This window comes from Bacillus sp. JJ1122 (genome assembly GCF_036964885.1).
Taxonomy (GTDB): Bacteria; Bacillota; Bacilli; order Bacillales; family Cytobacillaceae; genus Mesobacillus.
In genome coordinates this window covers 26,807-39,217 of record NZ_JBALQL010000047.1, presented here as the reverse complement: position 1 = coordinate 39,217, position 12,411 = coordinate 26,807, and the positions used below count along the sequence as shown (strand labels likewise).

The window sequence follows — 12,411 nt, the reverse complement described above, 5'->3', positions numbered from 1 at the left end:
CCAGAAAGCGGATTCTGGTGTTTTTTTATTATTTAAAGAATGATTGTTAATTAACATTTACGATTGGTTTCTTATTCTTAATCCGGTCCCTTAATTCAGCCATCATGGCAAGCAAGCGTTCCCCTCTTTCTTCAGGAGCTATTTTTTTATGCAATACAGCATATAAAACTACATCCCTTAGCATTAGGAATAATGGAAGCTGCTCTTTCCAGCCTTCTGGAAGCTTATTGGCTTTTTCATACCCTGCCATAAAATCCATCATGAATTCATCAGCAAATTCTTGCCTTTCCTCTTGTTTTTCTGGCGGGATTTTATAAAAAATGGAGTAAAATAAAGGAATGGCAATGTCAGATGCAAACCAAAAATAACAGGCATCATCGAAATCAAATACGTGAATTTTCTCACCATCGTAAAAAAAGTTTCCTGAGTGGATATCTGTATGAATTAATCCGTATGTATCCAGATTTTGAGGAAGCTTGGAGAGAGTATCAAACAATTCGTAGGCGTTTCCAACCAATTGGGCATCCTCTGCCGGAAAGTATTTTTCCACCTCCAGCAATTCATCTTGATTCCAGCTGCTCCTTACTGTTATCCCCTCGGAAGGCCTATAGGATTTAGTAGCCTTATGCATCAAAGCAGTTGTTTCCCCCCAGGCCTCAAACAGTTGAGAATCGAACTTTTCAGAGCGGACATTCACTGGTTCACCTTCAGCCTTGGAATACAGGCATCCGTAAAATTCACTCCCATCTTCGGCAAGCAATGGTTCCACAAATAGTCCATTAATTGACGAGTAAACTTCTGGGATGGACAAACCTGACTGGTGGAGGTGTCTCATCCAATCCATTTCTGAATCAATTTCCTTCCCGCTTCGGTGTGAGCTATGAGTGATCCTTAAGATAAAGGCCTTTCCATTTTTGTAGGTTTCAAATACATAGTTCTCAAAATCTCCGAGCTTTTTAAATTCAGGTTCTAATCCGAATAAATTTAAAAATTTGTTCAGCAGCTGATCGGTCATTAATCTTTCTACTACTTTTTCCATCTGCCATTTCCCCCTTTGTTTTTTATCTTTTCTTAATACTCAAAATATATTACATCATATTTTTCGTTAGAAAAGCTATTTTTATCTGCAGACTTTTTATGTAAAATAAAATGTAGGAAATCGAAATAATTTTCAAAGGAGACGACCATGAGCCAATCTGCAGCAGCTGTCAAATTAAAACCACAAAAACAAAACGAGACAGCTTATAAAATTCTTTTCATCATCGGGTTAGTGCATTTGTTGAATGACTCCATCCAATCAGTTATACCTGCAATGTTTCCAATTCTTGAAAAGTCGATGGGTTTAACATTTACACAGTTAGGCATAATCGGCTTTTCCCTTAACATTGTTTCCTCAGTTCTTCAGCCTGTGATAGGCATGGCGACTGATAAGAAACCGATGCCATATGCTCTGCCACTTGGCTTGACATCTACAATGTTCGGTGTATTAGGTCTGGCTTTTGCCCCAAGCTTTGAATTCGTCATACTTTCAGTTCTGTTCATCGGACTCGGATCGGCCGTTTTTCACCCCGAAGGTTCAAGAGTTGCATATATGGCGGCAGGACCACACCGAGGACTTGCCCAATCAATCTACCAGGTTGGAGGGAATTCGGGTCAAGCACTCGCTCCGTTGATCACAGCACTCATACTTGTGCCGCTTGGCCAGATTGGTGCAGCATGGTTCACGATAGTGGCTGCATTTGCAGTTGCCTTGCTTGTGTATATTGCTTCCTGGTATACCCGAAAACTGGATTTCGAGAAAATTACTTCAAAAGTTAAGCAAGTCAGCAAACAAGACAACAAAGGAATCTCGAAAAATATTAAAATAGCACTTATCCTGATTCTATTTTTGATTTTCGCCCGTTCATGGTATATATCAGGAATGACTAATTTTTATGCGTTCTATGCAATTGATAAATATGGCCTGACAATAAAAGAATCCCAGCTGTTCCTGTTTGCCTTCCTTGTAGCTGGAGCAGTCGGCACTTTTTTTGGCGGTCCGCTCGCAGATCGTTTTGGGAAAAAGAATATTATTTTTATCTCCATGGTAGCGACAGCACCTTTGTCAGCCATCATTCCATTTGTTCCATTTACCGTGGCATTTATCCTGTTAACTGTCAGCGGCTTTATCTTGATGTCGAGTTTTTCGGTCACAGTCGTTTATGCACAAGAGCTAGTTCCAGGCAAGATAGGCACCATGGCAGGTCTGACAGTAGGGCTGGCTTTTGGAATGGGAGCAATTGGTTCAGTAGGCCTCGGATCTTTAGCCGATTTGATTGGCTTGCCTAAAATGATCATGGGTGTCGGCTTCCTACCGTTGTTAGGCATAATGACACTATTCCTTCCATCTGACGCGAAGCTTGCGAAATGGAACAATTAAAAAATTTTCCATTTGTTGATTTACGTTTAGGCATCCTCTGCTTAAGGAATAATGTAAGGAGCACATCAGGAAGGGAGATTAACATGTCTAAATTTAACATCAACTATTTTTTCGAAAAAGATTTTTCTGTATCACGTCCTATCGAGGTAGAAAATATTTCTGATGCCATCCAGGACGCTAAGGATTATGAGGGTATCATAGAATTTACCTGTGAAGATAATGTATTTCACCGATTCGATACCAAGGACATAAAATTAGTTACGATAACAGAAGCATAATAACTTTTCTTGTTACGGTATTTCATGCAAAAGCAGGTTCAAGATTCTTTTCGGTGCTGAAAGATGCTCCGCATCAGGCTGAATGAGTATTTTGATGAGCCAGCTTTTAACACTATATTAAAGAGGGGTGATGCGAGGGTTCTAAATTCCCTGCATCACCCCTTTTGTTATGGAATTAGATTAATTTTATCCGCGCAGCCAGTTCCTGCTTTTCATCTTCTGTCAACAGATTTTCTGCCATCGGAAACAAAATGCTTTCCTCTTTTGAAAAATGGCTGACAAGGGTGTAATTTGCATCTTTGATTAATTGTGCATTTTGGATCATTTGCTCTTTTGGTAATTCTCCAGTTCCATTCTTGGTGTTGTGAAGGAATGTTCCTATGAATCTTTTAGCCTGATCATGCTCATATTCCATTACAGCAACCGGCCCCATTTCTCTGCCGATATGTGCAGCCATCATCTCAAACAGCACTCCTTCTTCACGCTCCGAATGCGGTTCCAGCTCGGCAAGAAACTCAACCACTGCAGGACGCAGCTTATTGAAATTCTCCTCAATTTGCACGCCTTCTTCTATTTTCACACAAAGATTCAACAATTCTTCAAGCCTATTAAGCAATGGCGGGTGCTCACTCTTTAATTGCTGTAGACCCTCGGATAATGCAAAACTGGAATCTTGATTTAGTCCACTCATGCAGCCAGACATCTTCATCGACCTCCTATTCTTTAATTACTTATAGTATAAAATCCAATTATTCTTTAAGTTGTGATGGGCATCACAACTATTGAATTCTCGGATAAAAGTGAAGAAAAAATGACATTTAGTTAAAATTTCTAAAAATTTTAACAATTTACCTTCAAATTTCTGAAATCCTTACATATAATAAAGTTATAATTTATAGTAAAAGGAGTGAACTAACCTTGCAAAACGCAGATTACCGTGATTTTTATGAGAAAGCTTTAATCCAAGCCGGCAATAGTGATAAGAAAACTTACTTGGACATTCACCCTGATTTGCTTCATACACACTTATTGATTGGGCTTCAAGGCTATCAAGTTGGTGACAAAGAATATTACCACTGGAATGTTATAATATATAAATCAGATTCAGCTGGATTCTACGACGCCTACACACCAATTTTCTCTTCTGATTCCTATGACCGTTTTGATGAAGCTATGGAAGCTGCCAGGAATATAGAATTAGAAGTCCGAAATGACCAGCTTCACACCGTAATGCTCCAAGAAAAAATCAGCTAGCTCCCTCAGCTACCCCCTCTCATTTAGCTCTTCTCTTTTTGAACCCATTTGTGAATTAACTTACATATGAGGAATATAATAAAATCTCAAAATAACATAACTTTATGGTAGTACCTTGCTTTCTTTTTCCATTCTTGAATACACTCCTCAAACCTGTCTAGGAACGATTTTCCACCTCACCAATCCTAAAATGCGCTCCTATAACTTATCTAGAGACAATTCCTCGTCAAACCAAAAGTCCTCCATTCTTTTTACTTACAATCGCAAAAAAGCTGGTGGACACTCCACCAGCTTTTTTCGTATATGTTGTTTAAGCAAGCCTGAATACGATTCCGTGACCGCCTTTTGGATATTCCCATTTAATGTTCTGATACGGACAGCCGATCCTGCAGCTGCCGCATTCATGGCAGCCTTCATAACCGACCTGCATCCGTTTACCTTCCCATTTGTATACTTCCGCAGGGCAGAAAACAGTACAGAGTTTGTCAGGGCATTGAGTCATACAGACGTCATGATCAAGTACAGTGAGATGCGATTTTGTGTCACACTTAAACCTTAAGAGATATTGTTTTTCCTCGATGTTAGTCGTTGACATTATTTCACCGCCTTCCATGCACGATAGATGTCCTGCATTACCTTAAATGTTCCTTTTTCAGCAGTCATGCTGCGCATGATTTCTTTTTGCTTTTCTTTTTTCGGTGTTCCGTCTACCGTAAAGAATTTGCTCATTGCCTGATTCACCATCGGCAGGTACTCTTTAAAGTACTGCGGATACTTCTCAAATGTGTGGGCAGCATCCTTGTATTTTTCAAGGTCCTTGATGATGAAGCTTCCATATAAGGCTTCTTTATACCGATTCAGGCTCTTTTCACTGAAGTTACCATCCTTCTTCGCTTCGACGATAGCTTCTGCAGCCATTTTCCCTGAAGCCATAGCCATGTTGGAGCCTTCGCGATGGATGGCGTTTACAAGCTGTGCTGCATCCCCCACCACAAGCACACCATTTCCGGCCACGCGTGGAACGGAATGATAGCCTCCTTCTGGAATCAGGTGGGCAAGGTACTCGGCTGACTCTCCTCCTTCAAGATAAGGGCGAACCATCGGATGTTTTTTCAAATAATCCAGCAGTTCATATGGTTTCAGCTTTGCTTTTATCATACTTGAAAGTGTTGTTCCGACCCCGATATTCAAGCTATCTTTGTTTGTATAAAGAAAAGCTGTACCTAGGTTTCCTTTTGTTGAATCCCCGAAAATCTCAATTGTTGTTCCATGGTTCCCTTCAAGATTGAATCGTTCATTTATTTTTTCCTTTGGAAGATTAACAACTTCCATGACAGTCAATGCGACCTCATCAGGACGGAATTCCCTGTGAAAGCCGAGCTGCTTGGAAAGCAATGAGTTGACACCATCCGCGAGGACAACGACATCAGCAAATGCCTCTCCATCTGGACGATCTGTGCGAACCCCGACCACTTTGCCGTTCTCAACCATACATTCTGTCACGACTGTCTCATTGATCAGGAGTGCACCGGCCTCAACAGCTTTCTGGGCGAACCATTGGTCGAACTGTGCTCGAAGCACCGTAAAATTATTATATGGTTCAACCGCCCACTCAAGACCTTTATAGCCGAATTGAACCACTGACTCTTTGTCCATCATCCAAAAGCGCTGTTCAACGACAGGCCTTTCCAATGGGGCTTCCTTCCAGAATTCAGGGATAATCTCTTCCATTTGTTTACGGTAAAGAACCCCCCCCATTACGTTCTTGCTTCCAGGATATTCTCCACGTTCAATCAATAACACCTTCAGCCCACTTTTTGCACAGCTGTACGCACATGAAGTTCCGGCAGGTCCGGCACCAACAACTATTACATCAAATTTTTCAGGCATAGCTCATTTCCCCGCCTTTCTCTTTGCTGAGCTCTTTGAATTGCTGGATAAGCTTTGGCACAATTTCCATCGCGTCTCCAACAATGCCATATGTGGCTACATCGAAAATCGGCGCATTCGGATCCTTATTGATGGCGATAATCAGCTCAGAGTTTTTCATTCCTTCAACATGCTGGATGGCGCCAGATATACCAATCGCAAAATAGATTTTAGGGGTGACTGTCTCGCCTGTCTGACCGACTTGCTGCTCATGCTTTAGCCAGCCAGCTTCAACAACGTCCCTCGTTCCTCCTACGCTTGCCCCGATGACATCAGCTAGTTCATGAATCAGCTGGAAGCCCTGTGGGTCGCCCATTCCTTTTCCACCCGCAACAATGACATGTGCCTCTGCAAGGCTTGCTTTTTTTGTTACGTCCTTCACAATTTCAAGCACTTTTGTCCGCATATCTTCTTCTCGAAGATTAAATTCTTCTTCGATAATGATCCCTTTTCTTTCCGTATCAGCTTCAAGGGCCTTCATGACCTTTGGGCGGACTGTTGCCATTTGCGGCCTGTGTTTTTTACAGAGGATCGTTGCCATGATATTCCCGCCGAATGCAGGACGGCTTGCCTCTAGCAATCTTTTATCCACATCGACGTCAAGCATTGTCGTGTCCGCTGTCAAGCCCGTGCTTAAATCAGTTGCGACTGCACTTGCCAGGTCTTTTCCATTAGGCGTTGCTCCATAAAGGAATATTTCCGGCTTATACTTTTCGGCCAGGATGCAGACACCTTTCATGTAAGATTCAGTCCGATAATTTTTTAGCACTGGATGATCAACTACATATACCTGATCGGCTCCAGCATAAATGACTTCGTTTGCAATAGGAAGGACACCTTCACCCAGCATTACTCCGGAAAGCGGTACCTCTAGCTTATCTGCAAGCTTTCTGCCTGCACCAAGCAATTCTAATGAAACACCCTCGATTTTCCCTTCATTTACTTCAATGAATACCCAGACTCCCTGGTTTTCTTGCATCCTGTTATTCCTCCTTAAAATCGGAATCAAGAGTTGGCCGCATTTATGTTAAAAAGACTTTTTCTCTAGGAAGTGTTGTTACGCATAAATCAAAAGCTAAGTGCTTTGTTCTATATCAAAGCAGTCCATTTAGCAGTCAATTCTTTACTTAAAACTAGTAATATGGCTTATGAAAACAGCTTGAATAGGTCCTTTCGTTCCATTAAAACGTCCATAAGCTGCTCAATCTGGGAATCTGAATCTCCCTCGATCCTCTTTCCGCCTTCAAGCTTAGGAGGCGTGAACATTTTACCTACAATTGTCGGTGAGCCTTTCAATCCCAATTGGGCTTTATCCACATCTTCCAGGTCATTTACGGACCATATTACCGGCTCGTATCGTGCAGCATTGATCATGTTTGGCAGCGGTGCGTATTCAATGTCATTAATTTCTTTCTCAACCGTCAATAAACACGGTAATTGCGATTGAATCACTTCATAGCCGTTGATTTGCTTACGCTTGATATGGACATACTTTTCCTCTTCATTTGTCTCCGTAACTTCGATAACATTTGTTATAGGCGGAATATCCAGTCGTCTTGCTATTCCCGGTCCTACCTGCCCCGTATCCCCATCAATTGCATGCTTTCCGCAAATGATAAGATCAATAGGATCTTCTTTTGAAATTTTATCAAGTGCCTTTGAAAGTGCGTAACTAGTTGCCAAAGTATCTGCACCTGCGAAAGCCCTGTCTGAAATTAAAAACCCTTGATCAGCTCCAATTTCTACACTCTTCTTAATGACTGCTACAGCCTGTGGGGGTCCCATTGATAATACCGAAATCGTACCACCTGTTTTGTTCTTGATTTTTACGGCTTCCTGAACAGCATGGGCATCATATGGATTTAGGATGGCTGGGGCGCTGCGCCGGTCCAGGGTATTCGTCTTAGGATTGATTTTAATGATTTTCGTATCGGGCACTTGCTTGACACAAACGACAATGTGCATGATCTTCGTTCCCCTCCTTAATTAACAAACAACTAAATTATGAAAGCGATTTCTATAGCTCTTTTCGTTAGCTTTGCAGTTTGACCTATTTAAGGACCAGAAAAAAGAGATACTGTCTTGATCCTTGTCATAGAGTTCTATTAAGGAGCATCATCATAGCTGGAAAAACAACAATCATAGCGAAAACAGCCTAGATAAAAAAATGCCATGTAGTACGATATATGAATCGCTTTACAAGCATAGTACAACAAATAAAAAAGTGAATAATCGAAGTGCAGGCAATGAGTAATACTACAGACCAATTCCAGTCTGTCTTGCATCAAATGAAGCCCATTGTATGAAATGGTAAGGATGTGTGGCGCATGGTGGGGTGTATAAGCTTACGTTGATAAAAACCTATCTATGTTAAAAATATATAAAATGATCGATTAAAAACTATGATAAAAATCACATACAGCCATATTCTCGTGAATTTTTGATCAAATTGTTAATTTTCATTGGGGATTGTGCTAGGTAATGTTTTGAGATAGAAATGAGGATTGTGGAGATTTGAGGTTGATTGCATGAATTATAATCATCAAAAGAGATTGTTGAAAATTATAGCCACTGCTGGATATGGCAGTGGCTCAGCTTGTCGACAAAGATACAGTTTACGAATCAGTTATTAAAACTCCGTTGATTGGAGTGCCAGGCGTGCAGACTCCAGCGGGTTCAGCTGGACAGGTGAGACCCAGCAGGAGCGAAGCGACGAGAAGGCTCACCGCCAGCCCCGCGAAAAGCCAAGCGCCTGGAATGGAAATCAACAGACCTGTTTTACTTCCCAACCAATAAAAAACTGTAGACAAGCTCGCTTTTATCGAATTGGTCTACAGTCTGAGCAACTGCCATAAGGCAGTTGCTTCTTTTTTCCCATTTATTCAATTGCACCGAATTATGCATGTGATAATATATATTGCTTTTTTGTTAGCAAGATCATCTGTCTAAAAAGGAGTTTTCCTCTTTGCCTCTGAATTTCTGCCTCTTTGCATAAAGTTTGATATTCAAATATCAAACGGTCCAAGTCCTGGCTGAAGCGAATTGTTTCCTCGCTTGTATAACCTGATTCACTTGCAGAAGTCACCATTCGTTCCCTCATGCGATCTATTTCCTTCAATAAGGCCCTTTGCGATTGATACACTTCATAATTCCTCCTATAAATCCTCTACTACTTTAACTCCTTAAATAAATAAAAGATTACTTGAAAAATTATTGCAAATGCTTGTATCAATGTAAATAGATTCGCAAAATAAGACATATTTCTCTGTTAAAAATTTTTTCTTCGACAATATTCACCCTTCTAAACTTGGAAAACGCATACTGGGTTACTGGCTGACTTTCTCGTTCTCATAAATAGGTACCCATCCTTCTGTCGTTACAAAAATCCTTACTGCGACCACCTGTCTGTCATCCTGCAAAGTGAAATAGTGGCGCACATTTTCTGGTACAGAAATCAAATCGCCAGGATCAAGGAATACTTCAAAAAATTCTCCGTCTTTCCCCTGGATCACAAACACTCCATGGCCGCTGACAATAAATCGTACTTCATCATCTGTATGGTGGTGCTCCTGCTTGAAATTCGCAAGAAGCTGGTCTAGATTCGGAGTATTGCTTGATAGGGAAATGACATCTTGAGCTTGATAACCCCTGCGGTTTGAGATATCCTCGATTTCAGTCTTAAAAGCATCCAGTATTTGCTGTTTTTCTTCATCTGATAACAAGAATTTTTCCTGCAGGTTCGCCGGCAGCTTTTCAATATCCCAATTTTCATAGATTACTTCCTGGCCCTCTAAAAACGCAGCTACTTCTTGCTGATCGACAATTCTTTCCTTAGAATTTTGCTTTACGATAAATGCCATTTAAAATCTCTCCCTTATTATCTTTTTTTTAGTAATATCTTTTAAACAACTTTAAATAACTGAAATGGTTTATGCTCAAGGAGCCTTAATTGATATCGGAATAAGAATTCTGTTGCCTCCAATATTTTCTTAGCCTCAAAGGCATTCCTGCCCCAAACAGTGATGCCGTGATTCCTGATCAGGACTGCTCCTGTATCCCCTTTTACATGCTCAGAAAACGCTTTTGCCAAAGAAGGAATATGTGCATAATTCGGAATAATGGGAATTTTGAGGACAGCATCTTCCTCCCACTTATCAAATGCTTTAATTAATTCCTGGCCCTGGAATTGAACCTCGCCTCTGTCTCCGTAGACTTCGGAAATGACATTATTGTCAATTGTGTGCACATGCAAGCTGCAGCCAGCGTTGGTCATTCTATATACTTCAACGTGCAGAAGTGTTTCGGCTGATGGCTTTAAATGTGTCTCCTCAACTGCACGCCCGAATTGATCGACAAGCAAAAAGTCTTCCTCGGTGCGTTTCCGTTTATCCTTACCGCTCGCTGTAACCAGGAACTGTACAGGGTCGCTGTTTACCTTGATCGCAAGATTGCCGCTTGTTCCCATAAACCAGTCACGCTCAGCAAGTTCTGCTTTCACATCAGCAAGTTCTTCCCATTTTGTTTCTAAAATGCTCATCCTCTCACTCCTATCTTCGTTTTAAGAGCTTCTATACAATCGTAGAAAGTGTCAAACGGTGTATGGGGAATAGCCCATTCTTCACATTTGGCTTTTAAATAATCTCTTGCGAATACAAAGTCTGCCTGCTTTGCAGCTTCAAAATCAGTTACCGAGTCACCTATGACAATTTTATATGTTTCTTTTTGAGTAAGCTTTCTCATAATAGATGGCTTACAGCAGCCGCAATCATTGGAACATTGCTCATCACAGCTATTCGGCCATTCAATTCTGATTGTCTGATTGGAAAAATCAGAGCCATTGCAATAAACTCCAGCAAACGGTCCAAAACGTTCAATGATTGGTTCTATAAAAAAATCTATACCGCCGCTGACGATATATACCGGGATACCTTCCTCTTCCGCAAACTCAAGAAATTCCTGAAAGCCCGGACGGATCTTAGCATTATCTACAGCATATTGGATGATTTCATCCTTCAAGCTAACTGGCAGGAGAGAAAACATCCTGCCGACTCCTTCTCTGATTGAAACACGGCGTTCAAGAACGGCATCCTTCAGCTGATCCCAGCCAGGGGGTGCAAATTTATTCATGATTGAGATAATATTGTCTTTTTCAGTTACTGTTCCGTCAAAATCACAGAAAACTACGGGATTTATCATTTGGACACCGCCTCAGATGAGCCCCATAGAGCTAGAGCGATCTTCAGTTCATCATGCTCCAGTGCTCCTTCTTCAAGTGTTTTACCATTCAGCACAGTATCAATTGCTTGCCTGAACGCTTTGCCTCCGCCTTGAGCCCCGCCTGGATGACCATGGACACCGCCACCTGCATTGATAATTGAATTCATTCCAAAATCATTGATTAATAGTGGTACCATGCCAGGGTGAATACCAGCTGAAGGCACCGGAAAGCTCTTTTTAAAGAGGTCCTCGGCAGTCAATGCATCTGAGATGGAAATGGCCTGCTGCTTTTCAAGTGCAACACTTCCATAAGGTGATGGGAACAGGGAGAAATCTGCGCCTGCATAGCGAAGCAGTTTACCAAGGAGCAATGAATGGGAAAATCCATAATCTTCAGCAGAAGTCAGAGCACCGCTTACAGCCGGATGAGCCATGATCGGCAAGTTAATCTCATCGTCCTCCCTCAGTTCCTGGAGAACATCCAATCCGTAGGCAAAAACATTGAATAACAATGCATCAGCTCCCAGTTCAGCCGCTTTCCTCGCTTTATCTCTTAACTGGGAAGTTCTTCCCGTAAGGTTGGCAGCATATAAGGTTTTGTGACCAGTAGTTTCATAGACCTCAGCCAAAACCTTCTTTCCCTCTGAGATTCTCTTTTCAAATGGGGTAAGTTCATTTTCGAACAGGATTTCATCATCTTTGATCAGGTCTACTCCACCTAAACTCTGTTCCCGTAATTGCTGAAGCAGGAAATCAAGATCGCGCCCAATCACACCTTTGAATATACTCATCAACAATGGTCGATCATAAACCCCTAACTTACTGCGGATGCCATCGATTCCAAATCGTGGTCCTGGGAAAACTTTTTTGAGCTCATCCTCAAATTGGAGATCGACTAATTTTACTTTGCCATCAAGTGAGAGTTTTCCAAAGACAGTCGTTAAAATCGCTGGCAGATCTGGTGAAAAATTCAGTGCAGGATAGGCAATTTTTATTGTCGCAACCGTTTCTGAATTGCTGTCAAGGCCGGTTCCTTCAACAGAAACTACTCTTCCTTTATGTTTTTTTAGCTGTTTTTGATCGAGCTCTGGCAAATCCGTCCATGAACCTACAGTCAGTCCAAGTGCGATTCCCTCGGCCTTTTTCTCTGGGTTATGCTTTGAATCATGTACAATATAAGTTGCTGTAATTTCACTCATGAAGCTCATTCCCTTCTAAAACTAAAATCGTCATGCTAGAACTGGCAGGAACAAAAAGCGCAAGCGCCTTGGTCAGCCCCGACAAGCGCTGGAGGACCGACCAATGAAGTCGTTC

General features: G+C 41.5%; 15 protein-coding genes. 4 read left to right on the top strand and 11 right to left on the bottom strand.

Annotated features, from left to right (window positions below; translation table 11 throughout):
• Positions 1-46 precede the first annotated feature (46 nt).
• Complete coding sequence (locus V7201_RS22280) at positions 47-1,039, bottom strand: phosphotransferase enzyme family protein (protein WP_335378948.1); 993 nt, start codon at positions 1,037-1,039, stop codon at positions 47-49.
• A gap of 147 nt (positions 1,040-1,186) precedes the next feature.
• Between V7201_RS22280 and V7201_RS22275 the strand changes: the two genes are divergently transcribed.
• Both V7201_RS22275 and V7201_RS22270 read left to right on the top strand, forming a co-directional pair.
• On the top strand, positions 1,187-2,419 hold the full coding sequence (locus tag V7201_RS22275) for an MFS transporter (protein WP_335378947.1): 1,233 nt from the start codon (positions 1,187-1,189) through the stop codon (positions 2,417-2,419).
• 83 nt (positions 2,420-2,502) lie between these two features.
• The gene (locus tag V7201_RS22270; protein WP_335378946.1) at positions 2,503-2,697 is read left to right on the top strand and encodes a hypothetical protein; all 195 of its coding nucleotides are present in this window, start codon (positions 2,503-2,505) and stop codon (positions 2,695-2,697) included.
• Positions 2,698-2,872: 175 nt separating this feature from the next.
• On the opposite strand, the gene V7201_RS22265 is transcribed toward V7201_RS22270, so the two are convergent.
• On the bottom strand, positions 2,873-3,400 hold the full coding sequence (locus V7201_RS22265) for a hemerythrin domain-containing protein (RefSeq protein WP_335378945.1): 528 nt from the start codon (positions 3,398-3,400) through the stop codon (positions 2,873-2,875).
• Positions 3,401-3,615: 215 nt separating this feature from the next.
• Here V7201_RS22265 and V7201_RS22260 point away from each other — a divergent pair, with 215 nt between their 5' ends.
• A complete protein-coding gene (locus V7201_RS22260) occupies positions 3,616-3,951 on the top strand; it encodes a hypothetical protein (protein ID WP_335378944.1) in 336 nt (111 codons plus the stop codon).
• Positions 3,952-4,261: 310 nt separating this feature from the next.
• On the opposite strand, the gene V7201_RS22255 is transcribed toward V7201_RS22260, so the two are convergent.
• The 4 genes from V7201_RS22255 to V7201_RS22240 all read right to left on the bottom strand — a co-directional run bounded on the left by V7201_RS22255 (position 4,262) and on the right by V7201_RS22240 (position 7,845).
• Positions 4,262-4,546 carry a 4Fe-4S dicluster domain-containing protein gene (locus V7201_RS22255; RefSeq protein WP_207498694.1) on the bottom strand — a complete coding sequence of 95 codons (285 nt, stop codon included), beginning with the start codon at positions 4,544-4,546 and terminating at the stop codon, positions 4,262-4,264.
• Positions 4,546-5,841 carry an FAD-dependent oxidoreductase gene (locus V7201_RS22250; protein ID WP_335378943.1) on the bottom strand — a complete coding sequence of 432 codons (1,296 nt, stop codon included), beginning with the start codon at positions 5,839-5,841 and terminating at the stop codon, positions 4,546-4,548. Before V7201_RS22250 ends, V7201_RS22255 begins: the two co-directional genes overlap by 1 nt.
• Positions 5,834-6,859, bottom strand: coding sequence for an electron transfer flavoprotein subunit alpha/FixB family protein (locus V7201_RS22245; RefSeq protein ID WP_335378942.1), 1,026 nt, complete (start codon positions 6,857-6,859; stop codon positions 5,834-5,836). The genes V7201_RS22250 and V7201_RS22245 overlap by 8 nt, the downstream gene beginning before the upstream one ends.
• 167 nt (positions 6,860-7,026) lie before the next feature.
• On the bottom strand, positions 7,027-7,845 hold the full coding sequence (locus V7201_RS22240) for an electron transfer flavoprotein subunit beta/FixA family protein (protein WP_335378941.1): 819 nt from the start codon (positions 7,843-7,845) through the stop codon (positions 7,027-7,029).
• Positions 7,846-8,466: 621 nt separating this feature from the next.
• On the opposite strand from V7201_RS22240, the gene V7201_RS22235 reads away from it, so the two are divergent.
• Positions 8,467-8,676, top strand: a complete 210-nt coding sequence (locus tag V7201_RS22235; RefSeq protein ID WP_335378940.1) for a hypothetical protein — start codon at positions 8,467-8,469, stop codon at positions 8,674-8,676.
• Positions 8,677-8,776: 100 nt separating this feature from the next.
• Here V7201_RS22235 and V7201_RS22230 read toward each other — a convergent pair whose 3' ends face one another.
• From V7201_RS22230 to mtnW, 5 genes are all read right to left on the bottom strand, one after another.
• A complete protein-coding gene (locus V7201_RS22230) occupies positions 8,777-9,022 on the bottom strand; it encodes an aspartyl-phosphate phosphatase Spo0E family protein (RefSeq protein ID WP_335378939.1) in 246 nt (81 codons plus the stop codon).
• Between the two features lie 184 nt (positions 9,023-9,206).
• A complete protein-coding gene (locus V7201_RS22225) occupies positions 9,207-9,740 on the bottom strand; it encodes a 1,2-dihydroxy-3-keto-5-methylthiopentene dioxygenase (RefSeq protein ID WP_335378938.1) in 534 nt (177 codons plus the stop codon).
• A gap of 41 nt (positions 9,741-9,781) precedes the next feature.
• Positions 9,782-10,417 carry a methylthioribulose 1-phosphate dehydratase gene (locus V7201_RS22220; protein ID WP_335378937.1) on the bottom strand — a complete coding sequence of 212 codons (636 nt, stop codon included), beginning with the start codon at positions 10,415-10,417 and terminating at the stop codon, positions 9,782-9,784.
• Positions 10,414-11,076 carry a 2-hydroxy-3-keto-5-methylthiopentenyl-1-phosphate phosphatase gene (locus V7201_RS22215; RefSeq protein WP_335378936.1) on the bottom strand — a complete coding sequence of 221 codons (663 nt, stop codon included), beginning with the start codon at positions 11,074-11,076 and terminating at the stop codon, positions 10,414-10,416. The genes V7201_RS22220 and V7201_RS22215 overlap by 4 nt, the downstream gene beginning before the upstream one ends.
• The gene (gene mtnW, locus V7201_RS22210; protein ID WP_335378935.1) at positions 11,073-12,296 is read right to left on the bottom strand and encodes a 2,3-diketo-5-methylthiopentyl-1-phosphate enolase; all 1,224 of its coding nucleotides are present in this window, start codon (positions 12,294-12,296) and stop codon (positions 11,073-11,075) included. The genes V7201_RS22215 and mtnW overlap by 4 nt, the downstream gene beginning before the upstream one ends.
• Positions 12,297-12,411 lie beyond the last annotated feature (115 nt).

Coding starts and splice junctions, on each gene's coding strand:
- V7201_RS22280 (WP_335378948.1), bottom strand. CDS start 1,039: ATGGAAAAAGTAGTAGAAAGATTAATGACCGATCAGCTGCTGAACAAA.
- V7201_RS22275 (WP_335378947.1), top strand. CDS start 1,187: ATGAGCCAATCTGCAGCAGCTGTCAAATTAAAACCACAAAAACAAAAC.
- V7201_RS22270 (WP_335378946.1), top strand. CDS start 2,503: ATGTCTAAATTTAACATCAACTATTTTTTCGAAAAAGATTTTTCTGTA.
- V7201_RS22265 (WP_335378945.1), bottom strand. CDS start 3,400: ATGTCTGGCTGCATGAGTGGACTAAATCAAGATTCCAGTTTTGCATTA.
- V7201_RS22255 (WP_207498694.1), bottom strand. CDS start 4,546: ATGTCAACGACTAACATCGAGGAAAAACAATATCTCTTAAGGTTTAAG.
- V7201_RS22250 (WP_335378943.1), bottom strand. CDS start 5,841: ATGCCTGAAAAATTTGATGTAATAGTTGTTGGTGCCGGACCTGCCGGA.
- V7201_RS22245 (WP_335378942.1), bottom strand. CDS start 6,859: ATGCAAGAAAACCAGGGAGTCTGGGTATTCATTGAAGTAAATGAAGGG.
- V7201_RS22240 (WP_335378941.1), bottom strand. CDS start 7,845: ATGCACATTGTCGTTTGTGTCAAGCAAGTGCCCGATACGAAAATCATT.
- V7201_RS22225 (WP_335378938.1), bottom strand. CDS start 9,740: ATGGCATTTATCGTAAAGCAAAATTCTAAGGAAAGAATTGTCGATCAG.
- V7201_RS22220 (WP_335378937.1), bottom strand. CDS start 10,417: ATGAGCATTTTAGAAACAAAATGGGAAGAACTTGCTGATGTGAAAGCA.
- V7201_RS22215 (WP_335378936.1), bottom strand. CDS start 11,076: ATGATAAATCCCGTAGTTTTCTGTGATTTTGACGGAACAGTAACTGAA.
- mtnW (WP_335378935.1), bottom strand. CDS start 12,296: ATGAGTGAAATTACAGCAACTTATATTGTACATGATTCAAAGCATAAC.